The sequence below is a fragment of the Pseudomonas capeferrum genome (assembly GCF_000731675.1).
Lineage (GTDB): Bacteria > Pseudomonadota > Gammaproteobacteria > Pseudomonadales > Pseudomonadaceae > Aquipseudomonas > Aquipseudomonas capeferrum.
Genome location: NZ_JMIT01000006.1, coordinates 32,675 through 59,662 on the forward strand (window position 1 = coordinate 32,675; position 26,988 = coordinate 59,662).

The following is a 26,988-nucleotide window of genomic DNA, read 5'->3' on the forward strand; positions in this document are numbered from 1 at the left end:
GCCGCGCTGCGGCCCTTTCGCGACGCAAGGCCGCTCCTACAACAACCCAAGCACGCGGGGCAGCTGCGGCTTAGCGGGCGTTGACGGTCATCTCGCCCTGCCCCTCGCCCACGGCCTGCAGGTTCGGCCGGTACATCGACTCGACCTGCGGCGGCGGCACGCGATAGGTGCCCGGCGTTACCGCCCGTGCCAAGTACAGCAGGTGCGTGGTGCTATAGCCATCGAGTTTGAGCGCGGCCACATAACGGTCATCACGGTACTCCTGATGCACCACGCTGGCATTCTGCATCGACTCACGCCACTCCTTTACCGCGCTGCTGGCGTTGTCCAGGCTGGCGGCGCTCTGTGCCAGGTTCTGGTTTTCCAGCTCCAGCCCCGCCGGCAGCAAATCGACCACCAACGCATCCGGCACACGCTCTTTGGCCTTGAGCGCCAGGTGCACCAACACCAGGTCGCCACTGCGCAGGTTGTGCAGGTCCAGTGGTTGGCCGTTCATGCCCAGGTACTCGCGACGAATCTCCATGCCATTGCCGCCAGCCGATGGCGCCTGGCGTGGGTAGCCAGAGAGGGTCAGCTGCTGGTAAAGCGTTTCGCTGCCTTCGTTTTGCACCGTCAACGGCGAAGCCAACAACGGGCCTTCGAGCTTCAGGCCCGACGCTGCGTTGTCGAGCTCGCGGATTTCGCCTGCGCTGTCCAGCCGCGCCTGCCACTTGCCCTCCGGCTTGCCGAGCAAACCACGGCCGGCAAGGAACAGCGCGTTGCGTTCCTGAGTCGACAGCCAGCGGTTGGCCGCCAGCTCGTCAGACAGCGCGAACAAGCGTTGGTCGACCTGGTTGCTGGCCAGGTTGCTTTCCTGCAACAGCGCCAGGATCAACGCTTGGTCACGCAGGGTGCTGCCGTAGTCAGCCATCCAGCCCTTGCTGCGGCTGATGCCCAACCCGGCTTGCAAGGCCTGCTCGGCGCGTGGCTTGTCGCCCATCTTGTCCAGCGCCACGGCCAGTTGCACCAGCGGTAGACCCGAGCGGGCGTCGGCGCGGCGTTCGAACAGCCCGCGCAAGGCGCCCAGCGGTGCCTGCTGGTTGCGCGACAATACCAGCGCAGCATAGGCCTGCACGGCGAAGCGGGTATGGTCGGCGCTCTCGCTGTAGTCGACCTCGATCAGGTTGCGTTCCTGCAGGTAGCGCAGCAGGCGTTCGTTGGCTTTCTTCAGCGCTTCGGCCGGCACGCCGTAGCCCTGGTCACGGGCACGCAGCAGGAAGTCGGTGACATAGGCGGTCAACCAGTACTCCTCCTCGCTGTCCGAGCTCCACAGGCCAAAGCTGCCGTTGTAACGCTGCATGCCCAGCAGGTGCTCGATGCCCATCTCGATCTTGCGTTTGCGCACATCGGCCGGCTCGCCCTTGATGCCCAGGCGCTTGAGGCTCTCGGCATCGGCGTACAGCGACGGGTACAGCCCGCTGGTAGTCTGCTCAAGGCAACCATACGGGTAGGCTTCGAGGGCGCGGATCTGTTCGGCCAGGTTCAGCGGCGGCCGGCTCGACACCACCAGGCTGGCTTCAAGGCCCGCCGGTTCGAAGGCCGCCAGGTCAGCCTCGGGCAACGCCCATGGCTGGTCCTTCAGCGCCACCCGATAGTGCTTGAGCATTGCCGGGTAGGCCGGGCGCACGCCCAAGGTCCACTCACGCTCGAAGGCCGTGGCCGGCTCGTTCGGCAATTGCAGGCCATTGACGCGCACCTTCACCTTACCCTGGCCCAGACCACCCTGGGCCTGCACCGGGATCATCAGCGTGGACCGCTGGCCTTCAGCCAGGGCAACGCTTTGCACAGCGCTGGTGGCCAGGCTCAACTGGCCTTCGGTGCTGATTTCGACATTCAGTTGCTGGGCTTGGCCGGACAGGTTGGCCAGGTCCAGCGCCAGGCTGGTGCGGTCGCCGCCGGCGAGGAAGCGCGGCGCCGAGAGTTCGGCGATCAACGGCGCGGCGACCACGGTCTTGCCCTCGGCCATGCCGAAGTGATCCTCGGTCCAGGCCTGGGCCATCAGCCGCAGCTCGCCGTTGAAGTCGGGGATGTCCACCGTGGCCTGGCCTTCGCCCTTGTCGTCCAGGGTCACCGGCAGGCTCTGCTGCGCGACGATGGTCACCGTGGTGTTGGGGCGTTTGCCACCCTTGGCCATGGCGGCGTCACCGCCGAATGCCAGGCTGGCCAGACTGCCCTGGCCGGCTTCGATCAACTGGCCGTAGATGTCCAGTTGGTCAGCGCCATAGGCCTTGCGACCGAACAGGCTGGCGAACGGGTCGGGGGTCTTGAAGTCGGTGATGTTGAGGATGCCCACGTCAACCGCAGACAACAGCACATGCACCTGTTGCCCCGCAGCGGGTGCACTGCCATCGGCCTTGGCCACCTTGAACTTCACCGTCAGCGGCTGCTTGGGGCGCATTTTTTCCGGTGCCTGCAGGCTGACCGCGAGCTTGCGCTCGGCCCGGTCCAGCGGCAGGTGCAGCACGCCCACGGCGCGTTTAGGCGTGGCATTGGCCTTGCGCTCGCCGGGGCGAATTACCAGGGCGCTGATGTACAAGTCGTGGCGTGCCCATTGTTTGTCCAGTTGCACGTCGAAGGTCTTGCCCTCGGCCGGCACGTCGATTTCCTGCCACCACAGCGGGCCATCGCTGGACTCGATCATCAGGTAGCCGCTGCCGGCTGCCGGCGGCGTTACCGTGACCTTGGCCGAGGCACCATCGGCGTAGGAGGGTTTGTCCACGGCCAGCTTGACCTGGTCGGGGCGCACCGCGCCGCCTTCGGCGTTGTCCTGGGCGCGGTAGCCGGCCCAGAAGCGCTCGCTGGAGACCAGGCCGGTTTCCGGGTCTTCGACTTCGACCCGGTAAGGGCCCCACTCGACCTGGAACGACAATTTGGCGGTCGAGCCGGCCTTGACGCTGACGGTCTGCTCGCTCTGGGTGAGGAATTTCTCGTTGAAGTTGTAGCTCCAGCCGTCGCTCTGCGAGTAGTTCCAGTAGTAGTCACGGCGTTCGCGGATCAGCCGCACCTTGAGGTCGTTGGCCGCAAGCTTCTTGCCGTCACGGTCGGCGACCAGGAACTCGAATTCCACCGGGCCGTCACTGTCGGTCTCCTCACCCTCGAACAGCCCACGCAGGCCAGGCAAGCGCTCGGCCGGCCAGATCGGCTGTTCCAGACGACGGGTGATCGGCCTGCCACCGGACTCCTGCAGGCTCGCCTGCACGGTCAGTTGCAGCGGCGAGCGGGCTTCGGCCCAGCGGCTTTCGATATCGACCACTGCCTTGCCGGCCTGGTCGAGGGTGACCTCGTCCAGCTCCAGGTCCTGGTTCAGCTCGGTTTCGGTGACCGAGCCGAACTGGTAACCCGGCAGCGCCGGCACTGCTTCGCGCAACGGGCGCACGTAGGCCTGGCCACTCAGGCGATTACCTGCGGCAGGTGCGCCGTAGAGGTAGCGGCCATCGACCTGGATGTGCGCATCCTGATCAGGCGCAAGCGGCGTGCTGCTGCCTTTGAGCTCCAGCGCCAGGCGCTCGGGGAGGAAGTCTTCGACAAGAAACTCGTAGACCTGCTTGCGCCCGCCCCCCAAATCGAGCAGCAATTGCCAGCGACCGGTCGGTGCTTCGCTGGCCAATTGCAACTGGTACTGGTACAGGCCATTGCCATCGGCCTCCCAGACAAACTTGCGGCTGACCTGCTCATCGGGGCGGCGTACTTCCACGCTGACGGGCTGGGCCTTGACCGGCTTGCCATCCTGATCGCGCAGCAGGCCGTTGAGCAGCACGGTCTCGCCGGGGCGATACAGGTCGCGGGGGCCGAAGATGAACAGTTGCAAAGGGTTGGCCTGAGGGCCGGTGATGTCGAATTCGGCCAGGTCCAACGCTGCGGTGTTCAGGCGCAGCAAGGTGGTGTGCACGCCCTGGGTGGCAATCAAGGTATCGGCCTTGGGCGTGATCGGCAGCTGGGCGTGGCCTTCGCCATCGGTCTTGGCCTGGGCCAACAGCTTGCCCTTCTCATCGTGTATCTCAAGGTTGACGTCCTGCATCGCCTTGCCCCCTTCCAGGGCCTGGGCGAACACGTCGAGGCGGTCGCGGAAGCGGTGCGCAGAGACGCCGATGTCGCTGAGGCTGAACAGGGTGGCCGGCTGCGAATAATCGTAAGTGCCAGAAGCACGCATCACCGCCAGGTACACACCCGGCGCCTGCAGCGGCTTGATCCCGGCGATCGGCAGCAACACGGTCTCGCGGGTGTTGCGCGCCGGGTTGAGGTCGAAACGGCCACTGTAGACCAGCTCGGCCATGGCCAGGGTTTCTTTGGACTGGTAGGAATACAGGCTGCTGTTGCGCCCCCAGTTGACCAGGAAGGTCGACAGCATCTCGGGCTTCACGCGGAAGAATTCGACATCGACCTTGTCGACGTTGAGGGCGATCACCGGCAGGCCTTCGGCCAGGCGCGTGGGCAGCAGCGAGCCGCGGCTGGCAAAGCCGATGGTCGGCTGCATGTCGCGGGTTTCCAGGCGGGTCACCGACTCGCTGTCGAGCTGCTGGCCGTTGACCGCCAGCAGGCCTTTGTCGACGGTCAGCACCAGCTTGCGCTGCGGCTCGAGGTGGCGCAGGCGCAGCTCCATCTGGTTGTCGGAGAGTTCCCAGGCACCATCGACCTTGCCTTTGACAGTGTCGACCAGGTGCAGCTTGGCGGCAAAGTCCTGTTTGGCATCCAGCGGCGCCGAGAAGCTGATCGACAACGCGCTGGCGCCATCGAGCTGCACTTCCGAGACATCCAGCACCGTCAGCGCGCGGCCCTCGTAGCGCTTGGCGAGCACGGCGGGGTCTTCGCGCTTGGCCGGTTGCACCTCGGCGGGCGTGGTGGCTGCCGGTTTCTCAGCCGGCGCCGGTTTGTCCGGCGCAGATGAGTCACAAGCACTGAGCAACGCCAGCGCGCAGGCCAGCAACAATCCTTTGTTGAACATGGTGTGGGAACTCTTTGGCAGCGTGTACGTGAGGGCAGCAACTATAGCGCAACGCCGGGCGCATCACCCGAAGTCGAGCGCCAGGTGAGACCGCGTTCGCGCGCATTGGTTGCCTGGCCGGTACACTGTGGCCTGCAAACGCTGCCCCCATGACCTTAGGACACCGATGAGCTCCCTGACCACCGACTGGCGCGACCGCCCTACCCACCGCAAGGTCTGGGGCCTGGCCGCACCGATGATCCTCTCCAATATCTCGGTACCGCTGGTGGCGCTGGTCGACAGCACCGTCATTGGCCACCTGCCCCATGCCCATCAGCTGGGCGCAGTGGCGGTGGGCGCCACCCTGTTCACCTTCATGGTCGGCCTGATGGGCTTTCTGCGCATGGGCTCTACCGGTTTTGCGGCCCAGGCTGCCGGCCGCGGCGACGGCGCAGCGTTGCGCCAGGTGCTGGTGCAAGGGCTGCTGCTGGCCTTGGGCTTTGCCGTGATCATCGGCCTGCTGGCGCTGCCCTTCAGCCAGCTTGCACTTCATGCGATGCAGCCCAGCGCGGCGTTGCAGCAATCCACCGAAGATTTCTTCCACACTCGCCTGCTCGGGCTGCCTGCTGCATTGGCCAGCTACGCGCTGGTCGGCTGGTTCCTGGGCACCCAGAATGCCAGGGCGCCGCTGGCCATTCTGCTGACGACCAACCTGCTGAACATCGTGCTCAACCTGTGGTTCGTACTCGGCCTGGACTGGGGGGTGCTGGGTTCGGCGCGGGCGTCGGTGATCGCCGAATGGAGCGCCGCGCTGCTGGGGCTGGCCCTAACCCGCCCGGCCCTGCGCGCCTACCCTGGGCACATCGCCTGGGCGGCGTTGAAGCGCTGGCAGGCATGGCGGCCACTGCTGGCCGTCAACCGCGATATCTTCCTGCGCAGCCTGGCCTTGCAGCTGGTGTTTCTGTTGATCACCGTGCAAGGCGCACGCCTGGGTGAAGCGACGGTGGCCGCCAACGCGTTATTGCTCAATGGCCTGCTGCTGACCGCCTACGCCCTCGATGGCCTGGCCCATGCTGTCGAGGCCTTGTGCGGGCACGCCATTGGTGCGCGCGACCACACCAGCCTACGCCGCGCGTTGGTCGTGGCGTGTGGGTGGTCGCTGATCACCAGCGTCGGGTTTGCCGTGTTGTTCCTGCTGGGGGGGCATCTGTTCATCGACCTGCAGACCGATATCGACAGCGTGCGGGCAGCGGCTTACCCGTACCTGCCGTACCTGGCGGTGCTGCCGGTGGTGGCGGTGTGGAGTTACTTGCTGGACGGGCTGTTCATCGGCGCCACGCGGGCCAGGGAAATGCGCAATGCGATGCTGGTTTCGGTGGTGATTGCGCTGCCGGTGGCGTGGGGCATGAGCGGGTTTGGCAACCATGGGTTGTGGCTGGCGTTTCTTGGCTTCATGGCGCTGCGGGCGGTGACGCTGGGGTGGGTTGGGTGGCGGTTGCAGCAAAAGGGGTTGTGGATTCGGTAGTGCCGGATGCCTGTAGGAGCGGCCTTGCGTCGCGAAATGAGGGCGCAGCCCTCACCTGCTGACCTACAGCCACACACAATCCCAATGTGAATACTCGCCAGCACGCTGCACCAGACCGGCACGCATGGGATTGGCGACGATGTAACGCGCTGCGGCTTTTACATCGTCTTCTTTGCGTAGTGCCCGATCATGGTAACCCCGTTGCCAGATATGCCGACGTTCTGCACCCAGCCGATGTCAGCAGGTAAAGACCGGGTGTGACCTCGGTGAGGGCTTCGCCCTCATTTCGCGACGCAAGGCCGCTCCTACAAAAGCACCGCGATCCCGTGCAGGAGCGGCCTTGCCGGGGCGCCGGCCCGGTCGGAAAGGGCCGCTAAGCGGCCCCAACGATCACGAAGACAAGTACGAAGAGCGGGTCAACCCAAGGCGCAAGGCATCAAGGTACTGGGTCCGCTCACGCGCGCTGATCTTCGCGCTGGCCACCTTGTCGCGGTAGTGAGTCATCAACTCCTCCGGCGACAAGTGCACGTAACGCAGCATGTCTTCGATGGTGTCGTGGGTCTCGATACCGGCGTGGTACACGCTGCCATCGGCGTTCTGGTAGATGTTCACCGAGTCGGTGTCACCGAACAAGTTGTGCATGTCGCCCAGGATCTCCTGGTAGGCGCCGACCAGGAACACGCCCAGCAGGTAGTCCTCACCCTCATTGAGCGCATGCACCGGCATGCTGGTCTCGATGCTCTGCTCGTCGACGTACTGGTTGATCTTGCCGTCGGAGTCACAGGTCAGGTCTTGCAGCACCGCACGACGCAGCGGCTCCTCATTCAGACGATGCAGCGGGATGATCGGCAACACCTGGCCGATGGCCCAGGTGTCCGGCAGGCTCTGGAACACCGAGAAGTTGCAGATGTACTTGTCGGCCAGCTTGTCGTTGAGCTCGTCCAGCACCTGACGGTGCGAACGCTGGCGTGCCTTCAGCGAGTTGTGCAGGCGACGGCACACGGCGAAGTAGCACTGCTCGGCCAGGGCCTTCTCGGCGAGGCTGATCTTGCCATCGGCATACTGCGCCGCCACGTCACCCATGTAGTGGGTGGCGCGCCAGTAAGTCTCGGTGACCATCTCGATGTCGGTCGGGCCGAGCAGGTCGGCCAGCCACTGCACGGTCTGCGGCAGGGCCTCTTTGTTCTCGATGGTCGGCACGTCGTCGTTGTGTTTCTCGACGTCGGTCACCTGGATCACCAGCATGGCGTGGTGCGCGGTCAGCGAACGGCCGCTCTCGGAGAAGATGTGCGGGTGCGGCAGGCCCTGCGCGTCGCAGAACTCCTTGAGCATGCCCACCACCACGCCGGCGTAGTCATCCATGTCGTAGTTGATGGAACTGGCATTGCGCGAGTGGGTGCCGTCGTAGTCCACACCCAGGCCACCGCCGACGTCGATGTGATCGACCGGCAGGCCCAACGCACGCAGCTCGCCGTAGTAACGGATGGCTTCCTTGAAGCCGTGCTGGTAGTCGGCCAGGTTGGCGATCTGCGAGCCCATGTGGAAGTGCAGCAGGCGGATGCCCTGGTCCAGGCCGGCATCGCGGAAGCGTTGCACCACCGAAATCAGCTGGGCGGCAGACAACCCGAACTTGGACTTCTCGCCACCGGTGTCCGCCCACTTGCTCGAAGCCAGCGAAGACAAGCGCACACGCAAGCCCACCTGCGGCTTCACCTTCAGCTCGGCGGCCTCCTCGATCACCAGGGCGACCTCGGACTCCTTCTCGATGACGATGAACACGTTGTGGCCCAGCTTCTGGCCCATCAGCGCCAAGCGAATGAACTCGCGGTCCTTGTAACCGTTGCAGACGATGGTGCCGCCCTTCGGCGCCAGCGCCAGCACCGCCAGCAGCTCAGGCTTGGAGCCGGCCTCAAGGCCGATCGAGACATTCTGGGTGGCGATGATGTTTTCTACCACCGCTTCCTGCTGGTTGACCTTGATCGGGTACAGCGCGGTGTACTGGCTCTGGTACTCCAGGCGCGCGATGTTGGCGTCGAACGCACCGGTCAGCTGGCGTACGCGGTCTTGCAGGATATCGGGGAAGCGCACCAGCAACGGCAACGACAGGCCGCTCTGGCGCAGCTCGTCGACCTGCTCGAACAGGTCGATCGGCGCGCTCTGGGGGCCATTGGGGCGCACTTCGACGCGCCCGGCTTCATTGATGGCGAAATAACCAGCGCCCCAATGGCGGATGCCGTAAACACTGCGGCTGTCGGCCACGGTCCATTGGCTACCATCGTCTTTGCGTGTGCGTCGTACGGACATTCAAGTCCCCTATAGATAAGTCGAAGACACTGCCCCAACAAAAGGGCCGGCGCAGTGTAAAAGCTGAAAATGACGGTTCGTCCGGTTCAGGGGTAGACCCTGCCAACAGGAACGAGTTTAGAAAGCACTGGGCAAAAAATCGCGCGCTGGCCTCAGCCGCCGGACTTTTTAGCTTTGAAACCCTGTTTGGTCAGCTCGCCGATCAACAGCTCGACATGGTCGCCCTGAATCTCGATAACCCCGTCCTTCAAGGCGCCACCGGTACCGCAGCGGCGCTTGAGCGTGGTGGCCAGCTCCTTGAGCTGATCGAGGGGCAGCGGCACGCCGGTGACAGTGGTCACGGTCTTGCCACCGCGGCCTTTGCTTTCACGGCGCACACGGGCAGTACCATCCCCCTCGGGGACGACTTGCTGCTTGCAGGTGCAGGCATCCACCGGCTGGCCACAGTCGGGGCAGTGCCGACCGGCATCGGTGGAGTAAACGAGACCGCCAAGGGCGGCGAAGGAAGAAGCTTTCTTGGCCACTTTTGTTCCTCTGTGCTGAGGACAAAAACTGGTCGGCGGGAGCCGACCGCGAAGCCCCACTCTGGCAGGGGCGGCGCTACTGCCGCAAGATCCTGCGGCAGCCCGAAAAGGGCGCGCAGTGTAACGATAAATCGGGGGCTTGTGTAGGAGCGGGTTTACCCGCGAACAAGGGCGTAGCCCTTGCCATGAAACGCAGGTGTCTGGGACGGCCTCTTGCGGCTAAACCCGCACCTACAGACTGGCTCTATACCGCTGCAACGCCGCCAACGAGTCCGGGCAATACGGCATGCCCAGGCTTTCTGCCTGGGCCTGCTCCAGGCTGATGAACCGCGCCTCGCTCACCTCCTCCGGCTGCAAGCGCAAAGGCGCATCGGACACCGCCGAATACACCGCACACCACAAGCGGTTATCAGGCTGGTCGAAGTAGAAGCGCTCATGAAAGCGCAACGCGACGCCATCGACACCCAGCTCTTCGGCCAACTCCCGGGCTGCCGATTCGGCATACCCCTCGCCCGCCGTCACCATGCCGCCTGCTGCCACATCCCAATACCCAGGGTACAGCGCCTTGCTCAAAGTACGCCGGTGCACGCACAACTCACCGGCACCATTGAACAGCAAGATGAACGTGCAGCGGCCGATCAGGCCGCGCTCACGCAGTTCAGCCCTGGGCAGGGCACCCAGTACCTGATCGGCCTCGTCGACCCAGGCGACCAGCTCACGGTCGGAAGCCGCCCGGTGGGCGGCTTCCTTGGTGCTGATGACCACTATCAGCCCTGCGACAGCAGCTGACGCAGGTCGATGACCGCAGCGTTGGCGCGGGAGATGTAGTTGGCCATGACCAGCGAGTGGTTGGCCCACATGCCAAAGCCGCTGCCATTCAGCACCATCGGGCTCCACAGCGCTTCCTGCGAGGCTTCCAGCTCACGGATGATCTGGCGCACGCTGACGGTGGCGTTCTTCTTCGCCAGCACGTCGGCGAAGTCGACCTCGATGGCACGCAGCAGGTGCGACAGCGCCCAGGCTTGACCACGGGCCTCATAGAACACGTTGTCGATCTGCAGCCATGGGGTTTCGACCACCTCCTCGTCAACCTGCGGCGCCTGGCCAGGTTGCACCGACTCGGTCTTCAGGGTGGTGTTGAGCTTGACCCGGCCAACGCTGGCAGAAAGGCGCTGCGACAGCGAACCCAGGCGGGTGGCCACATCGCCCAGCCAGTTGTTCAGGTTATCGGCACGGGTGTAGAAGATCGCGCCTTTATCGCCAGCGGCGAGGCGGGTCTGGTAGCGGTTAAGCGACTTGATGCCTTCTTCGAATTCCGACTCGCTCGACGGCAGGATCCAGCTCTTGTTGTCGAAGTTGAAGCGCGGCTCGGCCTTGGCCAGGTCGGCGTCTTCGGTTGACTGCGACTGCGAACGGGCGAAGTCCTTGCGCAGGGCACGGGACAGGTCGCGGACCTGAACCAGCACGCCGTATTCCCAGCTCGGCATGTTGTCCATCCACAGCCCCGGCGGGAAGCGGTCGTTGGAGATGTAACCGCCCGGCTTGTTCAGCAGGGTACCGGCGACGGTCTTGAGGGTTTCGATGGTGGTGTAGCCGACCACCATCTGCTGGCCATTGCGCTCGGCCGCGGTCTGGGCGTTCTGCTGCACCGGGAACAGCTCCGGCTCCTGGCTCCAGTACCAGCCCAGGCCGATGCAGACCAGCAGGTACAGGCCGATCAGGGTACCCAGAGCACGGCTCCAGAGCCCGCCCAGGTAGCTACGGGCGGCGGCGCCACGGCCATCAACACGCTCGCGGGGTTCGGCTTTGGCCTCGCGGTTTTTCCAGTCCAGCATGGCATTGTCCTTAATCAGTCTCGACGGTTCAGGGGCTTTGACCACAGGCGTGCGCCAGGGTGCCACGGCAAGCCCGCGTCGCTGCACTATAAAGCAGACACTGCCGTACGCATAAGCGACCAGTGGGTCGGTAACTGAATATTCGTTCTAAACCCTTTGTTGATGGAGGGCACTCACTCAAAGGTAAAGAGCTGCTAGCATAGAGCCATCATCGAACCTGCATACCACCCACCCAAAAGTAGCCAGGACATGAGCCAAGCAGTCGATCCGAGCCAGCAGTGCCCCGCCCAGCACCTGTCGCGTACCGGCCTGCGCAAGGATGACCCGCTCAACCAGGTGCCGCTGCCCCTGCGCAAGCCGGTGTACATCCTTTTGCAGGACCACGAGCGTGCCCAGCGCCTGGCCCAACAGCTGGAGTTCTTCGGCCTTGGCGTGCAGCCCCTGTTCAGTGCCGATGCCTTCCACGCATCGCTCAGTGAATGCCCGCCTTCGGCCATCGTCATGGATGTGGACTTCACCGGTAGCGGCCAGGGCCTGCTCCTGGCAGCCCAAGCTCAGGCCCAGGCTCAGCAGGGATTGCCGCAGCCCATTCCGCTGCTGTTCTTCAGCCATCACGAAACCGATACCCCTACCCGCCTGGCGGCGGTGCGCGCCGGCGGCAAGGAGTTCCTCACCGGCACGCTGGAAGCCTCCAGCCTGCTGGAAAAGGTCGAACTGCTGACCAGCGCGACCCCGCACGACCCGTTGCGGGTATTGATCATCGACGATTCGCGCACCCAGGCCTTGCACACCGAGCGCGTGCTCGCCAGCGCGGGCATGATCACCCGCAGCCTGACCGACCCGATCCGCACCATGGCGGAACTGGCCGACTTCCAGCCCGACCTGATCATCCTCGACCTGTACATGCCGGCCTGCACCGGCCCGGAGCTGGCCAAGGTGATCCGCCACAATGACCGCTACGTCAGTGTGCCGATCATCTACCTGTCGGCCGAGGACGACCTGGACAAGCAGCTCGATGCCATGAGCGAGGGCGGCGATGACTTCCTGACCAAGCCGTTTCGCTCGCGTCACCTGATCACCACCGTGCGCAACCGCGCCGCCCGTGCCCGCCACCTCAAGTCACGCATGGTCCGCGACAGCCTCACCGGGCTGTACAACCACACCCATATCCTGCAATTGCTCGAAGACTGCTGCTACCGCGCCCGGCGCGAGCAGCAGCCGCTGAGCTTCGCCATGCTCGATATCGACCGTTTCAAGCAGATCAACGACCGCCACGGGCACCCGATGGGCGACCGGGTGATCAAGAGCTTGGCACTGTTCCTCAAGCAACGGCTGCGCAAGACCGATTTCATTGGCCGGTATGGTGGCGAAGAGTTCGCCATCGTCATGCCCAATACCGCACTGGATGCCGCGCACAAGGTGCTGGACGAGATCCGGCGGCGGTTTGCCGAAATTCTTTATCCGGCGCAGCCGCGTGACCTGAACTGCACGTTCAGCGCAGGCGTGGTGCAACTGGACGATGAGCTGGATGCGCTGACCATGGCCAGTGCGGCTGACGAGGCGTTGTACCGAGCCAAGCATGCGGGGCGTAACTGCGTGGTGCGGGTCGAACCCTAGGCCTTTGCAGGGGCCGATAAAGGCCAAATGCCATCTATTTCTCTCAGCGAGCCCCAGCCGTCATCACTGCGTAACAAAACCGCAATAACTTCAGGCGCTTACTTCTCCCACTCCCCGCAGGAAGTTCGCGGCTATGCGCCTGAAGTGGCTGACCAATTTCAACACCCTGTTGCTGGTGACCGTCTGCATCGCCCTGGGCGCGACCCTGTGGTGGTCGCAGCGTGCCCTGGAGCGCCCCTATCAGATGATGGAGCGCTACCTGGGCCTGTCCCAGCAGTTCCAGAACCAGGCAGCGCGCAACATCCAGGCCTACCTGGGCAGCGGTGACGCCTTGCGCCACGCCGCCGCCATGGAGGCCAACCAGCAGTTGCAGGCGGCTTTGGCCGAATGGCCCGAGGCGTTGGCCGGCACACTGCGCCCCAGCCTCGACAGCCTGCAGGCCTTTACCGCCGACGAACTGCTGGCGGCCGGCAAGCTGGCCGGTGACCCGCAAGCGCTGCTGTTGCAGGCCGAGCGCGAACTGGGGGCCAACTTCGAACAGTTGGCCGGCTACGCCCGGGACAGCAGCAGTGCCGAGGCCGACCGCTACCTGCTGCCGCTACTCGACGCCACCGTGCACCTCGGGCGCCTGTCGCTGGCCCGCGACAAACTGGTCAGCAGTGGCCGCCCTGAACTGGCCGATGAAGTGGAGCGCGAACTGCAACTGATCCGCGCCCAGGCCCAGGCCATCGACAGCCTGCCGTTGCTTGGCGCGACCCGAGCGGCCGAGTCCAATGCCGACGATTTCGCCGCCATGATGGGCCTGCAGACCCAAGCCAGCGAGCAGCGGGAAGACATCGCCGTCGGCCTCAAGCGCGAACTGCTAAGCCTGCTCAATCGCTACCCGGCCGAACTGCAACGCACCCGCGAGCAGATCGAGCGCCGCGCCGCCCTGGCCGCCAGCGCGGGCCAGCGCCTGGAAGCGGTGCAACAGGCCATCGCCGGGCTGGAGCCGCAGGTCCGCGGCGAGCATGCCCGGATCGCCGCCGAAGTGCGTATCAGCCAAGGCCTGATGATCGGCCTGATCCTGCTGATCGCCCTGCTCATCGACACCCTGCAGCGGCGCTTGGCGCGAACCCTGACCAGCCTGGCTCCGGCCCTGTCGCACTGGGCCGAGGGCGATTTCGCCGAACCCATCGCCCTGGGCAAGACCAACCGCGAGCTGCACGACATCCAGGAATCGCTCAACCGCCTGCGCCAGTACCTCGTGGCCCTGGTCGGCACCCTGCGCCACAACGCCGAGCAGGTGGCCGGCAGCAGCCACGCCTTGGCCGGCATGAGTGCCGCCCTGCACGACGGGGCCGAGCGCCAGGCCGGCGATACGGGGCAAATCCGCGACGCGCTCGCTGAACTGGAGGCCACCATCCAGCAAGTGGCCGGCGATGCCAGCGCCGCCGCCGACGCCAGCCATGATGCGGGGCGTGCGGTGGAACGCGGCCAGGCGGTGATCGGCCAGAGCTTGTCCGGCTTGCGTGAGCTGGTCGACGAGGTGCAGGGCAATGCCCGCGTGATCGAACAGTTGGCCGAAGAGTCTGCCACCATTGGTGGTGTGTTGACGGTGATTCGCTCGATTGCCGAGCAGACCAACCTGCTGGCCCTCAATGCCGCGATCGAAGCTGCGCGCGCCGGCGAAATGGGCCGCGGCTTTGCCGTAGTGGCTGACGAAGTGCGCTCCCTGGCACAACGCACCACCGGTGCGACGGGCGAGATCCAGGCGCTGATCGACCGCTTGCAGCAGGCGGCCAAGGGCTCGGTGGCGGGCATGCGGGCGCAACTCGAACATGCCGAGGCCACTGCCAGCCAGGCCCAGGCCGCTGACGGCGCGCTGGACGAAATTGTCCGCGCCATTGGCACCATTGCCGATACCGCAGTGCGCATCGCCGATGTCACGGCTCAGCAGAGCGGCGCGGTGAGCGAGATTCGCGACCATAGCGAGCGGATTCATGCGTTGGGTGAGGACAATTTGCAGCGCATTGGCGAGGGGCGCGAGCAAGGCGAGCAATTGCTGAACCTGGGCAGCGAACTGAGCACGGCTGTGCGTGCGTTCAGGGTCTGATCGTCTGCCTGTGGGGCCGGTACAGGCGATACAAGCAACAGCGGCCATGTGTCGCTCGCCCAGACGCCACACGCCAAATCCAGACCAACTCCGTTATCATGCCCAGCACGTTCCACCTCGCGAGTCCGCCATGCGCCGCCTGTTTCTCCTGCTGTTCCTGCTGCTGGCCAGCCCTGCCTTCGCTACGGGCCTGCTCGACAACCGCCCAAGCGCCACCCTCGGCGCCGCTTCCCTGTCCAACGCCGCAGATTTCCTGCCCGTTCACGAAGCCTTCAAGCTCAGCCTGATCCAGGCCGACGCCCAGCACATCAAACTGCGCTTCGTCGCCACCGACGGCTACTACCTTTACCGCCACCGTTTCCAGTTCCGCACGGAACCGGCCGACGTGGCCCTGGGCACGCCCAACATCCCCAAGGGCGAAGCCAAGCACGACGAATTCTTCGGTGACGTCGAGGTGTATCACGGTGTGCTCGACATCGAACTACCCCGCACCGACTCACGCGCGTTCACCCTGTTGGTGGGTTACCAGGGTTGCGCCGACAAGGCCCTGTGCTACCCGCCGGAAACCGAGCGCCTGAGCATCGACGGCGAAGGCGGTGCCGCCGCTGTAGCGCCGGCGGCCGGTGAACAGGGCTGGAACTGGAAATCGCTGTTGCTGTTCTTCCTCGCCGGCGTCGGCCTGACCTTCACCCCCTGCGTACTGCCGATGCTGCCGATTCTCTCGGGCGTGGTCCTGCGCGGCCAGGTCGGTGGGCTGCGCGGGCTGGCGCTGTCAGTGGCGTACATCCTGCCGATGGCGGTCAGCTTCGCGGTACTGGGCGCGCTGATGGGCCTGTTCGGTGCCGGCCTCAACCTGCAGGCGCGCCTGCAGTCGGCTTGGTTGCTGGTGCCCTTCGCGCTGTTTTTCGTGGTGTTCGCCCTGGCCATGTTCGGCCTGTTCGAGCTCAAGCTGCCGCAAGCCTTGAGCAACCGCCTCGACAACGTCGCCAGCCGCACCAAGGGTGGCTCGTTGCTCGGCGCAGCGGTGCTGGGCGTACTTTCCAGCCTGCTGGTGTCGCCCTGCGTGTCGGCACCGCTGGCCGGTGCCCTGCTCTATATCAGCGCCAGTGGTGATGCCTTGGGCGGTGCGCTCAAGCTGTTCGCCCTGGGCCTTGGCATGGGTGCGCCGCTGCTGCTGGTGGCCACCGGCGGCGCGGCCTGGCTGCCGAAGAGCGGCCCGTGGCTGAACACGGTGAAAAACGCCATCGGTGTGCTGCTGCTGGGCCTGGCCATCGGCCTGCTCAGCCGCGTACTGCCCGGGCCGCTGACCTTGCTGCTGGTCGGCTTCCTGGCCGGCGGTGTGGCGGTGTTCCTCGGCGCCGTGGAGTTCGTTATCAAAACCCCGCGCCAGCGCCTGGCACAGCTGCTGGGCCTGGCCTTGCTGATGTACGCCCTGGCCTGCTGGTACGGGGCGCTCAATGGCCAGGGCGACCCGCTGCGCCCCTTGCCTGCGCCCGGCGTGGCTGCTGGCAGTGCTGGCCCTACCGCCCCCGCGGATGCCTGGCAGACCATCACTACCCCCGCCGCGCTGGACGCCGCCCTGGCCCAGGCCAAGGCCGCCGGCCAGCCGGTGCTGCTCGACTGGTACGCCGACTGGTGCATCAGCTGCAAGGTGATCGAGCACGAAGTGCTCAACGCCGCGCAGGTCCAAGCGCAGCTGGGCGCGTTCAAGCTGCTGCGCTTCGACATCACCGAAAGCAACGCCGAGCAGCGCACCCTGCTCGATCGCTACCAACTGTTCGGCCCGCCCGCGCTGCTGTTCTTTGCAGCGAACGGCAGCGAAATGACCAGCGATCGGGTCATTGGCGAGATAAACGCCGGCGATTTTGCCGAGGTTCTGGCGCGCGTGCGCGGCAAACTCGGTCTATAACTTCCGGCGGGCCGCAGAAAATCCTCGGCACAGTGACCGGATTTAATCATCCGGTCACATACTTCGCGCGAATCTCGGACATCGTGCTGGCTATTGCCGGGAACTGGACACTTGCCGTCGCTTTGCGGCACACTCGCCGCGCTGTGTCGAATTGCCCTACAAATCCAAGGAATCCGCAGATGGCTACGCTACTGGTGCTTCACGGCCCCAACCTCAACCTGCTCGGTACCCGCGAGCCGGGCCACTACGGCGCCGTGACCCTGGCCCAGATCAACCAGGACCTGGAGCAACGTGCCCGCGCCGCAGGCCACCATCTGCAATACCTGCAGAGCAATGCCGAATACGAACTGATCGACCGTATTCACGCCGCACGCAACGAGGGTGTGGACTTCATCCTGATCAATCCGGCTGCTTTCACCCACACAAGTGTCGCATTACGTGACGCATTGCTTGCGGTGAGCATCCCATTCATCGAAGTGCACCTGTCCAACGTGCACAAACGCGAACCGTTCCGCCACCACTCCTACTTTTCCGATGTGGCCGTAGGGGTGATTTGCGGCCTGGGCGCCAGCGGTTATCGCATGGCCCTGGAGTCCGCGCTGGAACAACTGGCTGCCAACGCACAGCCCTGATGACAGAGACCCTGGCCTAAGTGGGCCGGGGTTTGAGAGAAACGTTCTAGACACGTTTTCAATTACGCCCCCTGACCGAACCTTGGGAGTTGATGATTAATGGATATCCGTAAAGTCAAGAAACTGATCGAACTGCTGGAAGAGTCTGGCATCGACGAACTGGAGATCAAGGAAGGCGAAGAGTCGGTCCGTATCAGCCGTCACAGCAAGACCCCAGCAGCTCAACAGTTCTACGCACCGGCCCCGATGGCTGCCGCCCCTGTAGCTGCCCCGGCCGCTGCCGCTGCTGCTGCCCCGGTCGCCGAAGCCGCTGCCCCGGCCCTGAAAGGCACCGTGGTGCGTTCGCCGATGGTTGGTACCTTCTACCGCAAACCATCGCCGACCTCGCCGAACTTCGCTGAAGTTGGCCAGTCGGTGAAAAAGGGCGACACCCTGTGCATCGTCGAAGCCATGAAGATGATGAACCACATCGAAGCCGAGTTCGGCGGTGTCATCGACGCCATCCTGGTAGAAGACGGCCAGCCGGTTGAGTTTGACCAGCCGCTGTTCACCATCGTTTGAACCGCGGAGAGCCAACGATGTCTGCGAAGCTCGAAAAAGTCCTGATCGCCAACCGCGGGGAAATTGCCCTGCGGATCCTGCGTGCCTGCAAAGAGCTGGGCATCAAGACCGTCGCCGTGCACTCCACGGCTGACCGCGAACTGATGCACCTGGGTCTTGCAGACGAGTCGGTCTGCATCGGTCCTGCGCCCTCCAAAGGTTCCTACCTGCACATCCCGGCGATCATCGCTGCCGCCGAAGTCACTGGCGCCACCGCGATCCACCCGGGCTACGGCTTCCTGGCTGAAAACGCCGACTTTGCCGAGCAGGTAGAAAAATCCGGTTTCGCCTTCATCGGCCCGAAAGCCGACACCATTCGCCTGATGGGCGACAAGGTTTCGGCCAAGGACGCGATGATCAAGTCGGGCGTTCCGACCGTACCGGGCTCTGACGGCCCGCTGCCGGAAGACGAAGAAGTCGCCCTGGCAATCGCCCGTGACGTCGGCTACCCGGTGATCATCAAGGCCGCCGGTGGCGGTGGTGGTCGCGGCATGCGTGTGGTGCACAAGGAAGAGGACCTGATTTCCTCGGCCAAGCTGACCCGTACCGAAGCCGGTGCTGCGTTTGGCAACCCGATGGTCTACCTGGAGAAGTTCCTGACCAACCCACGTCACGTGGAAGTTCAGGTACTGTCCGACGGCCAGGGCAACGCCATCCACCTGGGCGACCGTGACTGCTCGCTGCAGCGCCGTCACCAGAAGGTACTGGAAGAAGCGCCGGCACCGGGCATCGACGAGAAGGCCCGTCAGGAAGTCTTCAAGCGTTGCGTCGATGCGTGCATCGAGATCGGCTACCGCGGTGCGGGTACTTTCGAGTTCCTGTACGAGAACGGCAACTTCTACTTCATCGAGATGAACACCCGCGTACAGGTTGAGCATCCGGTGTCGGAAATGGTCACTGGCATCGACATCGTCAAGGAGATGCTGAGCATCGCCGCTGGCAACAAGCTGTCGTTCCGCCAGGAAGACGTGGTGATCCGTGGTCACTCCCTGGAGTGCCGGATCAACGCCGAAGACCCGAAGAAGTTCATCCCGAGCCCAGGCACGGTCAAGCACTTCCACGCACCGGGCGGCAACGGCGTTCGCGTCGATTCGCACCTGTACAGCGGTTATTCGGTTCCGCCGAACTACGACTCGCTGATCGGCAAGCTGATCACCTACGGCAAGGACCGCGAAGAAGCCATGGCGCGCATGCGCAATGCGCTGGACGAGATCGTCGTCGACGGCATCAAGACCAACATCCCACTGCACCGCGACCTGGTGCGTGATGAAGGTTTCTGCAAAGGCGGCGTCAACATTCATTACCTCGAGCACAAACTGGCTAGCCAGGAGTGATTGTGTAGTGTGATGTGATGAAAACCCCGGACTTGTGCCGGGGTTTTTTATTGGCTGCAGGAAGTTGGTGATGCTGATAGGTGCATGCCTTGAGGGGTGTGTTGCCTATGAGATCGAGCGCCGTCACCGCACAATCCCCCAAACAATCCTCACCCTTTCATCCGCGGCATCTCGATACGATGCTCATGCACCCGCCGATACAACGTCGCCCGCGAAATCCCCAACGCCCGCGCCGCATCTGCCGGCTTCCAGCGATGCCGGATCAAGGCATCGAGCAACAGCTGCCGCGCCGGGCTGGAAAGGCTACGGTCGCCAGAGGGCAACGCATCACCACGCACCTCCTGCGGCAAATCCTCAAGCCTGACCCACCCGCCTTCACTCACCGCACAGGCATAGCGCAACACCTGGCGAAGCTGGCGCAAGTTGCCCGGCCAGCGATACAGCAACAGCGCCTGCAATGCATCATCCGCCAGCATCACCTCGACACCGCACGCCTCCGCTTCCTCGGCCAACAACTGATGAACCAACCCCAACCGGTCCTCCCGATCCCGCAGCGGCGGTAACTCGAACCTGGCGTTGGCCAGGCGGAAATACAGGTCCTCGCGAAAACGCCCGTCCGCCACCATCGCCGCCAGATCCCGGTGCGTCGCGCAGATCACCTGGATATCCACCCGCTCACGCCGCGCAGCTCCCAGTGGCGCCACCTCGCCCTCGGCCAGCACACGCAGAAGGCGGGTCTGCAGATTCAGCGGCATGTCGCCGATCTCGTCGAGGAACAACGTGCCGCCATCAGCCTGCTGCAAAAGCCCCTGCATGCCTTTGCTGGAAGCCCCGGTGAATGCCCCGGCCACATAACCGAAAAGCTCGCTCTCGATCAGGCTCTCGGGGATGGCTGCGCAGTTCAGCGTGACAAAGGGCCCTTCACGCCGCAGGCTTTGCAGGTGCAACTGACGGGCGAAAACCTCTTTGCCGACGCCTGTCTCACCCTGCACCAGCACCGCCAGGTTGCAGTCCTTGACCCGCGTAGCCAGGCGCAAGTGCTGCTCGATGCGCGCATCCTGCGCCTGGCGCAACCGCTGCGTTTGCGGGCGCCGTTGCGGTGCGCTGACCCGGCCATATAGCTCGCCCCAGCCAGGCAGGCGTTGCGCCGAGGCCTCGTTGATGCAGCGCAGTTGGCCCGGGTCGAACAATTCGCCGATATGCTCGGGCAAGCGGCCCAGGCGCTCCACCAGCCGCTGGCGGGCCAGGCTGTTGAGCGCCCGCAGACGGCCGTCGGCATCCCAGGCCAACAGGTAATCCGGCTGGCTCTCGACGTAGCCCGGTGTGCCATGCGCACGCATGACCCAATGGCCCTGGGCGCTGTGCATGAAAAACGCGTTTTCGATCTCGCGCGCAGTCTGCTCGACCAACTGCCGGATCAGGTGCTGGCTGCGGCGATCATCCGGGGACTGCAAGGCGGACACATCCACCACGCCAAGCAGCTCGCCGAGCGGGTCGAACACCGGCGCCGCGGTGCAGGTCAGGCCGATGAAGGCGGCGCGAAAGTGATCGCGCTTGTGCACCGTGACCGGCGCCTTGCTGGTCAGCACCGCCGCCACCCCACAGGTGCCCTCCTCGCCCTCCGACCAGCACGTGCCGAGGTACAGCCCGGCCTTGCGGCAGTCGTTGCGGATGGCCGACTCGACCCGGTAATCGATGGTCTGCCCTTGGGCATCGGTAAGCAGGACGCAATAGTCGGCGCCGCGCACCCGTTCATGCAGCCGCGCCACCGCATCGCTGGCGATGCGCAAGAACAGCTCGGCGCGTTCGCGGCATTCGTTGAGCAGGCTTTGGGAAAGGATACGTGGCCCCTGCTGCGAGCCTGGATCGAGGCGATACAGGTCCATGGAGCGGCGCCAGGAGTCGAGGATCAGCGGCGGCACCGGCGCCTGGGGCAGGCGATCGGCGTTTTTCAGCACCCGGCTGACGCAGTCGACATGGGCTCGGGAGTTCGCGGCAAGCATTCAGGCCCTCCGGTTCTCGTTGCTGTTTTTGTCGTTGTGCGGCCATTAAGCGCTTCCAGGCATGCCCCGACAAGCACTGTGTGATTACCGGTTGGCTTGAGACGCTGCGTCTCAGCGTCTCGGCAAACACGGCCCCGGCGCGGCACGCGGCGTCTCGCAGGGGCCGCCCGGCACATGCCTGGTGCTATCCCGCAACCGCTCTAAGGCGGCCACTTCAGGCCTGCCGAGCAAAGCTGGCACCCACCTTGCTCTGCCCATGGCAAACAAGAATATGAGGTGCGCCATGCCGCAACCCACCCCAACTGTCGGGATCATTGCCAACCCTGCCTCTGGCCGCGACCTGCGCCGCCTGACTGCCAGTGCCGGGCTCTATTCGAGCACCGACAAGGCTTCGGCGATCCAGCGCCTGCTCGCCGCCTTCGGTGCCACCGGCATCGGCAAGGTTCTGCTGCCCACCGACATGACCGGCATCGCCGCCGCCGTGCTCAAGGCCAGCCAAGGCCCGGGCGCTCGCGATCAGCACTGGCCGACCCTCGAGATCATCGACCTGCCGTTGACCCAGACCGTTGCCGATACCCGCCTGGCCACCCGGCGCATGGTCGAGCAAGGCGTGACGATGATCGCGGTACTCGGCGGCGATGGCACCCACAAAGCCGTTGCTGCCGAGGCAGGCGACACGCCACTGCTGACGTTGTCCACCGGCACCAACAATGCCTTCCCTGAATTGCGCGAAGCCACCAGCGCCGGCCTGGCCGGCGGCCTGCTCGCCAGCGGCCGGGTACCTACCAGCATCGGCTTGCGCCGCAACAAGCGCCTGCTGGTGAAGGTGCCCGAGCAGCAGTTGGCCGAATGGGCCCTGGTGGAAGTCGCCGTGTCGCTCCAGCGCTTCATCGGCGCCCGGGCCCTGAGCCGCAGCGAAGACCTCAGCGAAGTGTTCGCCTGCTTCGCCGAACCCCACGCCATTGGCCTGTCCGCCTTGTGCGGCCTGTGGTGCCCGGTTTCACGCCTGGATGCTCACGGCGCCTGGGTACGCCTGAACCCTGGCGCTGAACAGGCCCTGCTCGCACCGCTGGCGCCCGGTGTGCTGCAAGGCTGTGGCATCACCGCCAGCGGCCCATTGACGCCCGGTGTCGCCCATCGCCTGAGCCTGGCCAGCGGCACGCTGGCCCTGGACGGCGAACGCGAGATCGAATTCGCCGAACACGACACCCCCACCATCACCCTGGACCACCAAGGCCCCCTGACCGTGGACGTCGAGGCCGTACTGGCCCACGCCGCCTGCCATCACCTGCTGGCCGTCCCGCGCGGCCACCGGCTACACCCTGCAACCGCGTGTTGAGACAACCCTGGAGAACAACAAGATGTCCAATCAACTCAGTACCGAACAACTGCTGCATGCCTATGAAGTGATGCGCACCATTCGCGCATTCGAAGAGCGTCTGCACGTGGAGTTTGCCACCGGCGAGATCCCCGGGTTCGTCCACCTCTATGCTGGCGAGGAGGCCTCCGCTGCAGGGGTCATGGCCCACCTGCGCGACAGCGACTGCATTGCCTCGACCCACCGCGGGCACGGCCACTGCATCGCCAAGGGCGTGGATGTGTACGGCATGATGGCCGAGATCTACGGCAAGAGAACTGGCGTATGCGGCGGCAAGGGCGGCTCCATGCACATTGCCGACCTGGAAAAGGGCATGCTCGGCGCCAACGGCATCGTCGGGGCCGGTGCGCCGCTGGTTGCCGGTGCTGCTCTGGCCGCCAAGCTCAAGGGCCGCGATGACGTGTCGGTGGCCTTCTTCGGCGACGGCGCCTCCAACGAGGGCGCCGTGTTCGAAGCCATGAACATGGCCGCGATCATGAACCTGCCGTGCATCTTCGTCGCCGAAAACAACGGCTACGCCGAGGCAACGGCCTCGAACTGGTCGGTGGCCTGCGACCACATTGCCGACCGCGCCGCCGGGTTCGGCATGCCGGGTGTGACCATCGACGGCTTCGATTTCTTCGCCGTGTACGAGGCCGCCGGCGCCGCCATCGAACGGGCGCGTAGCGGGCAAGGGCCTTCGCTGATCGAGGTCAAGCTCAGCCGCTACTACGGCCACTTCGAGGGTGACGCGCAAACCTACCGCGCCCCGGATGAAGTGAAGAACCTGCGCGAAACCCGTGATTGCCTGATGCAGTTCCGCAACAAGACCACCCGCGCCGGCCTGCTCAGTGCCGAGCAACTGGACGCCATCGACGCCCGTGTCGAAGACCTGATCGAAGACGCCGTGCGCCGTGCCAAATCCGATCCCAAGCCACAGCCCGCCGACCTGCTCAGCGATGTCTACGTCAGCTACCCCTGAGCTGCGGATTAAAAGAACAAGAGGAGAATCACCATGGCAAGAAAGATCAGCTACCAGCAGGCCATCAACGAAGCCCTGGCCCAGGAAATGCGCCGTGACAGCACCGTGTTCATCATCGGTGAAGACGTCGCCGGCGGTGCCGGTGCCCCCGGCGAAGAGGATGCCTGGGGCGGCGTGCTGGGCGTGACCAAAGGCCTCTACCACCAGTTCCCAGGCCGGGTACTGGATGCGCCGCTGTCCGAGATCGGCTATGTCGGCGCCGCCGTGGGTGCCGCGACTCAAGGTCTGCGCCCGGTGTGCGAACTGATGTTCGTGGATTTTGCCGGCTGCTGCCTGGACCAGATCCTCAACCAGGCCGCCAAGTTTCGCTACATGTTCGGTGGCAAGGCGGTGACCCCGCTGGTGATGCGCACCATGTACGGCGCCGGCCTGCGCGCGGCGGCCCAGCACTCGCAGATGCTCACCTCGTTGTGGACGCACATCCCCGGGCTGAAGGTGGTCTGCCCCTCTTCACCCTACGATGCCAAGGGCCTGCTGATTCAGGCGATACGCGACAACGACCCGGTGATCTTCTGCGAGCACAAACTGCTCTACAGCATGCAGGGCGAAGTGCCGGAAGAGGTCTACACGGTGCCGTTCGGTGAAGCCAACTTCCTGCGCGACGGCGACGATGTGACCCTGGTGACCTATGGGCGCATGGTCCATGTGGCCCTGGAGGCCGCCAACAACCTCGCCCGCCAGGGCATCGACTGCGAAGTGCTGGACCTGCGCACCACCAGCCCGCTGGATGAAGACAGCATTCTCGAAAGCGTCGAGAAGACCGGCCGCCTGGTGGTGATCGACGAAGCCAACCCGCGCTGCTCGATGGCCACCGACATCAGTGCACTGGTGGCGCAAAAAGCCTTCGGCGCCCTCAAGGGCCCGATCGAGATGGTCACCGCGCCGCATACGCCGGTGCCGTTCTCCGACGCCCTGGAAGACCTGTACATCCCCGACGCGGCGAAAATCGAGGCCGCCGTGCGCAAGGTAATCGAAGCCGCAAGGAGCGCCGCATGAGCCAGATCCATACGCTGACCATGCCCAAGTGGGGCTTGTCGATGACCGAGGGCCGGGTGGATACCTGGCTCAAGCAGGAAGGTGACGCCATCAGCAAGGGCGACGAAGTGCTGGACGTCGAGACCGACAAGATCAGCAGCAGCGTCGAGGCGCCCTTCAGCGGTGTACTGCGCCGCCTGGTGGCCAAGCCGGATGAAACCCTGCCGGTCGGTGCGCTGCTGGCGGTGGTGGTCGAAGGCGAAGCCGACGAGGCCGAGATCGACGCCGTGGTGCAGCGCTTCCAGGCCGAGTTCGTCGCCGAAGGTGGCGCAGAGCAGGCGCAGGGCCCAGCACCGCAAAAAGCCGAAGTGGGCGGCCGCCTGTTGCGCTGGTTCGAACTGGGCGAAGGCGGTACGCCGCTGGTGCTGGTGCACGGCTTTGGCGGTGACTTGAACAACTGGCTGTTCAACCACCCGGCGCTGGCCGCCGAACGCCGCGTCATCGCGCTCGACCTGCCCGGGCATGGCGAGTCGGCCAAGGCGCTGCAACGCGGGGACCTGGATGAACTTAGCGAAGCGGTACTGGCACTGCTCGACCACCTGGAGATCCCCCGGGCCCACCTGGCCGGGCATTCGATGGGCGGCGCAGTCAGCCTCAACGTGGCACGCCTGGCGCCGCAGCGGGTGGCAAGCCTGAGCCTGGTGGCCAGTGCCGGGCTGGGCACAGCGATCAACGGCCAGTACCTGCAAGGCTTCGTGGCCGCTGCCAACCGCAATGCACTCAAGCCGCAGATGGTGCAGCTGTTTGCCGACCCGGCGCTGGTTACCCGGCAGTTGCTGGAGGACATGCTCAAGTTCAAGCGGCTAGAGGGCGTCGACGCGGCGTTATGCCAACTGGGGTCGGCCATTGCCGAAGGCGACCAGCAGCGCCACGACCTGCGGGGCGTGCTGGGGCAGCACCCGGCGCTGGTGATCTGGGGCGGGAAGGACGCGATCATCCCGGCCAGCCATGCCGACGGGCTGGAGGCCGAAGTACTGGTGCTGCCAGATGCTGGCCACATGGTGCAGATGGAGGCGGCCGAACAGGTCAACCAGCAGTTGCTCGCCTTCCTGCGCAAGCACTGAACCTTACGCGTGAGCCTGGAGACAACAAAAATGAATGACCTGAGCCACACCCACATGCGCGCTGCCGTCTGGCATGGCCGTCACGATATCCGCGTCGAACAGGTGCCCTTGCCTGCCGACCCCGCGCCTGGCTGGGTGCAGATCAAAGTGGACTGGTGCGGCATCTGCGGTTCCGACCTGCACGAATACCTCGCCGGCCCGGTGTTCATTCCGGTGGACGCGCCCCACCCGCTGACCGGCATTCAGGGGCAATGCATCCTCGGCCACGAATTTTGCGGCGAAATCGCCAAACTCGGCGAAGGCGTCGAGGGCTTTGCTGTCGGCGACCCGGTGGCGGCGGACGCCTGCCAGCACTGCGGCACGTGCTATTACTGCACCCATGGGCTGTACAACATCTGCGAGCGCCTGGCCTTTACCGGCCTGATGAACAACGGCGCATTCGCAGAACGCGTCAACGTCCCTGCCAACTTGCTGTACCGACTGCCACAGGGCTTCCCGCCAGAAGCCGGCGCGCTGATCGAACCGTTGGCGGTCGGCATGCACGCCGTGAAAAAAGCCGGCAGCCTGCTTGGGCAAACCGTGGTGGTGGTTGGCGCGGGCACCATCGGCCTGTGCACCATCATGTGCGCCAAGGCCGCAGGCGCGGCGAAGGTCATCGCCCTGGAGATGTCTTCGGCGCGCAAGGCCAAGGCTCTCGAAGTGGGCGCCAGCGTCGTGCTGGACCCTAGCCAGTGCGATGCCCTGGCAGAAATCCGCACACTGACTGCCGGGCTTGGCGCGGATGTGAGCTTCGAGTGCATCGGCAACAAGCACACCGCAAAACTGGCCATCGACACCCTGCGCAAGGCGGGCAAATGCGTGCTGGTGGGGATTTTCGAAGAGCCCAGCGAGTTCAACTTCTTCGAGCTGGTGTCCACCGAGAAGCAGGTGCTCGGGGCTCTGGCTTACAACGGGGAGTTTGCCGATGTCATCGCCTTTATCGCTGACGGCAGGCTGGATATCCGACCGCTGGTGACGGGCCGGATCGGGCTGGAGCAGATCGTCGAGCTGGGCTTTGAAGAACTGGTCAACAACAAGGAGGAGAACGTGAAGATCATCGTGTCGCCGGGCGGGCGCTGATCTCCCCACGCAGAAAGCCTGTTGCACACCCTT

At 64.8% G+C, this 26,988-nt stretch carries 18 protein-coding genes and 1 pseudogene; 12 read left to right on the forward strand and 7 right to left on the reverse strand.

The genetic code is table 11. The annotated features are described in order from the left end of the window. Positions 1–70: 70 nt before the first annotated feature. Positions 71–4,981, reverse strand: coding sequence for an alpha-2-macroglobulin family protein (locus PC358_RS25815; protein ID WP_033703385.1), 4,911 nt, complete (start codon positions 4,979–4,981; stop codon positions 71–73). 166 nt (positions 4,982–5,147) lie between these two features. Between PC358_RS25815 and PC358_RS25820 the strand changes: the two genes are divergently transcribed. Continuing rightward, complete coding sequence (locus PC358_RS25820; protein ID WP_033703386.1) at positions 5,148–6,485, forward strand: MATE family efflux transporter; 1,338 nt, start codon at positions 5,148–5,150, stop codon at positions 6,483–6,485. Positions 6,486–6,548: 63 nt separating this feature from the next. On the opposite strand, the pseudogene PC358_RS28215 reads toward PC358_RS25820, so the two are convergent. The 5 genes and pseudogenes from PC358_RS28215 to PC358_RS25840 all read right to left on the reverse strand — a co-directional run. After that, positions 6,549–6,722: pseudogene (locus tag PC358_RS28215) on the reverse strand (transposase); the annotation flags it as partial. Positions 6,723–6,875: 153 nt separating this feature from the next. After that, positions 6,876–8,789 (reverse strand): arginine decarboxylase, encoded by a 1,914-nt coding sequence (gene speA / locus PC358_RS25825; RefSeq protein ID WP_033703387.1) that lies wholly within the window; start codon positions 8,787–8,789, stop codon positions 6,876–6,878. A gap of 152 nt (positions 8,790–8,941) precedes the next feature. Next, positions 8,942–9,313 carry a translation initiation factor Sui1 gene (locus PC358_RS25830; protein ID WP_033703388.1) on the reverse strand — a complete coding sequence of 124 codons (372 nt, stop codon included), beginning with the start codon at positions 9,311–9,313 and terminating at the stop codon, positions 8,942–8,944. A gap of 231 nt (positions 9,314–9,544) precedes the next feature. Further along, the gene (locus PC358_RS25835; RefSeq protein ID WP_033703390.1) at positions 9,545–10,078 is read right to left on the reverse strand and encodes an NUDIX hydrolase; all 534 of its coding nucleotides are present in this window, start codon (positions 10,076–10,078) and stop codon (positions 9,545–9,547) included. Between the two features lie 2 nt (positions 10,079–10,080). Continuing rightward, positions 10,081–11,148 (reverse strand): DUF2333 family protein, encoded by a 1,068-nt coding sequence (locus PC358_RS25840; RefSeq protein WP_033703391.1) that lies wholly within the window; start codon positions 11,146–11,148, stop codon positions 10,081–10,083. 249 nt (positions 11,149–11,397) lie between these two features. On the opposite strand from PC358_RS25840, the gene PC358_RS25845 reads away from it, so the two are divergent. The 6 genes from PC358_RS25845 to accC all read left to right on the forward strand — a co-directional run bounded on the left by PC358_RS25845 (position 11,398) and on the right by accC (position 19,335). Further along, positions 11,398–12,765 carry a diguanylate cyclase gene (locus tag PC358_RS25845; protein WP_033703393.1) on the forward strand — a complete coding sequence of 456 codons (1,368 nt, stop codon included), beginning with the start codon at positions 11,398–11,400 and terminating at the stop codon, positions 12,763–12,765. A gap of 1,315 nt (positions 12,766–14,080) precedes the next feature. Continuing rightward, positions 14,081–14,860: a methyl-accepting chemotaxis protein gene (locus PC358_RS28535; protein WP_420847914.1), complete on the forward strand. Its 780-nt coding sequence runs from the start codon at positions 14,081–14,083 to the stop codon at positions 14,858–14,860. 130 nt (positions 14,861–14,990) lie between these two features. Beyond that, on the forward strand, positions 14,991–16,769 hold the full coding sequence (locus tag PC358_RS25855; RefSeq protein WP_033703395.1) for a protein-disulfide reductase DsbD: 1,779 nt from the start codon (positions 14,991–14,993) through the stop codon (positions 16,767–16,769). 179 nt (positions 16,770–16,948) lie between these two features. Further along, a complete protein-coding gene (gene aroQ / locus PC358_RS25860; RefSeq protein WP_033703396.1) occupies positions 16,949–17,401 on the forward strand; it encodes a type II 3-dehydroquinate dehydratase in 453 nt (150 codons plus the stop codon). Between the two features lie 99 nt (positions 17,402–17,500). Continuing rightward, the gene (gene accB, locus PC358_RS25865; RefSeq protein WP_033703397.1) at positions 17,501–17,962 is read left to right on the forward strand and encodes an acetyl-CoA carboxylase biotin carboxyl carrier protein; all 462 of its coding nucleotides are present in this window, start codon (positions 17,501–17,503) and stop codon (positions 17,960–17,962) included. Positions 17,963–17,979: 17 nt separating this feature from the next. After that, entirely contained in the window at positions 17,980–19,335 is a 1,356-nt protein-coding gene (gene accC / locus PC358_RS25870; RefSeq protein WP_033703398.1) for an acetyl-CoA carboxylase biotin carboxylase subunit, read from the forward strand. A gap of 149 nt (positions 19,336–19,484) precedes the next feature. On the opposite strand, the gene PC358_RS25875 is transcribed toward accC, so the two are convergent. Continuing rightward, positions 19,485–21,338: a sigma-54-dependent Fis family transcriptional regulator gene (locus PC358_RS25875; protein ID WP_033703399.1), complete on the reverse strand. Its 1,854-nt coding sequence runs from the start codon at positions 21,336–21,338 to the stop codon at positions 19,485–19,487. Positions 21,339–21,621: 283 nt separating this feature from the next. On the opposite strand from PC358_RS25875, the gene PC358_RS25880 reads away from it, so the two are divergent. From PC358_RS25880 to PC358_RS25900, 5 genes are read left to right on the forward strand one after another with little or no spacing between them, the layout of a single operon-like run. Next, positions 21,622–22,677, forward strand: coding sequence for an ATP-NAD kinase family protein (locus PC358_RS25880; RefSeq protein WP_033703400.1), 1,056 nt, complete (start codon positions 21,622–21,624; stop codon positions 22,675–22,677). Between the two features lie 22 nt (positions 22,678–22,699). Next, positions 22,700–23,677: a thiamine pyrophosphate-dependent dehydrogenase E1 component subunit alpha gene (locus PC358_RS25885; protein WP_033703401.1), complete on the forward strand. Its 978-nt coding sequence runs from the start codon at positions 22,700–22,702 to the stop codon at positions 23,675–23,677. 33 nt (positions 23,678–23,710) lie between these two features. Then, positions 23,711–24,733, forward strand: a complete 1,023-nt coding sequence (locus tag PC358_RS25890) for an alpha-ketoacid dehydrogenase subunit beta (RefSeq protein WP_016497851.1) — start codon at positions 23,711–23,713, stop codon at positions 24,731–24,733. Further along, on the forward strand, positions 24,730–25,836 hold the full coding sequence (locus PC358_RS25895) for an acetoin dehydrogenase dihydrolipoyllysine-residue acetyltransferase subunit (RefSeq protein ID WP_033703402.1): 1,107 nt from the start codon (positions 24,730–24,732) through the stop codon (positions 25,834–25,836). The genes PC358_RS25890 and PC358_RS25895 overlap by 4 nt, the downstream gene beginning before the upstream one ends. 54 nt (positions 25,837–25,890) lie before the next feature. Next, positions 25,891–26,955 (forward strand): 2,3-butanediol dehydrogenase, encoded by a 1,065-nt coding sequence (locus tag PC358_RS25900; protein ID WP_227697288.1) that lies wholly within the window; start codon positions 25,891–25,893, stop codon positions 26,953–26,955. Positions 26,956–26,988 lie beyond the last annotated feature (33 nt).

Coding starts and splice junctions, on each gene's coding strand:
- PC358_RS25815 (WP_033703385.1), bottom strand. CDS start 4,981: ATGTTCAACAAAGGATTGTTGCTGGCCTGCGCGCTGGCGTTGCTCAGT.
- PC358_RS25820 (WP_033703386.1), top strand. CDS start 5,148: ATGAGCTCCCTGACCACCGACTGGCGCGACCGCCCTACCCACCGCAAG.
- speA (WP_033703387.1), bottom strand. CDS start 8,789: ATGTCCGTACGACGCACACGCAAAGACGATGGTAGCCAATGGACCGTG.
- PC358_RS25840 (WP_033703391.1), bottom strand. CDS start 11,148: ATGCTGGACTGGAAAAACCGCGAGGCCAAAGCCGAACCCCGCGAGCGT.
- PC358_RS25845 (WP_033703393.1), top strand. CDS start 11,398: ATGAGCCAAGCAGTCGATCCGAGCCAGCAGTGCCCCGCCCAGCACCTG.
- PC358_RS28535 (WP_420847914.1), top strand. CDS start 14,081: ATGAGTGCCGCCCTGCACGACGGGGCCGAGCGCCAGGCCGGCGATACG.
- PC358_RS25855 (WP_033703395.1), top strand. CDS start 14,991: ATGCGCCGCCTGTTTCTCCTGCTGTTCCTGCTGCTGGCCAGCCCTGCC.
- aroQ (WP_033703396.1), top strand. CDS start 16,949: ATGGCTACGCTACTGGTGCTTCACGGCCCCAACCTCAACCTGCTCGGT.
- accB (WP_033703397.1), top strand. CDS start 17,501: ATGGATATCCGTAAAGTCAAGAAACTGATCGAACTGCTGGAAGAGTCT.
- accC (WP_033703398.1), top strand. CDS start 17,980: ATGTCTGCGAAGCTCGAAAAAGTCCTGATCGCCAACCGCGGGGAAATT.
- PC358_RS25875 (WP_033703399.1), bottom strand. CDS start 21,338: ATGCTTGCCGCGAACTCCCGAGCCCATGTCGACTGCGTCAGCCGGGTG.
- PC358_RS25880 (WP_033703400.1), top strand. CDS start 21,622: ATGCCGCAACCCACCCCAACTGTCGGGATCATTGCCAACCCTGCCTCT.
- PC358_RS25885 (WP_033703401.1), top strand. CDS start 22,700: ATGTCCAATCAACTCAGTACCGAACAACTGCTGCATGCCTATGAAGTG.
- PC358_RS25890 (WP_016497851.1), top strand. CDS start 23,711: ATGGCAAGAAAGATCAGCTACCAGCAGGCCATCAACGAAGCCCTGGCC.
- PC358_RS25895 (WP_033703402.1), top strand. CDS start 24,730: ATGAGCCAGATCCATACGCTGACCATGCCCAAGTGGGGCTTGTCGATG.
- PC358_RS25900 (WP_227697288.1), top strand. CDS start 25,891: ATGCGCGCTGCCGTCTGGCATGGCCGTCACGATATCCGCGTCGAACAG.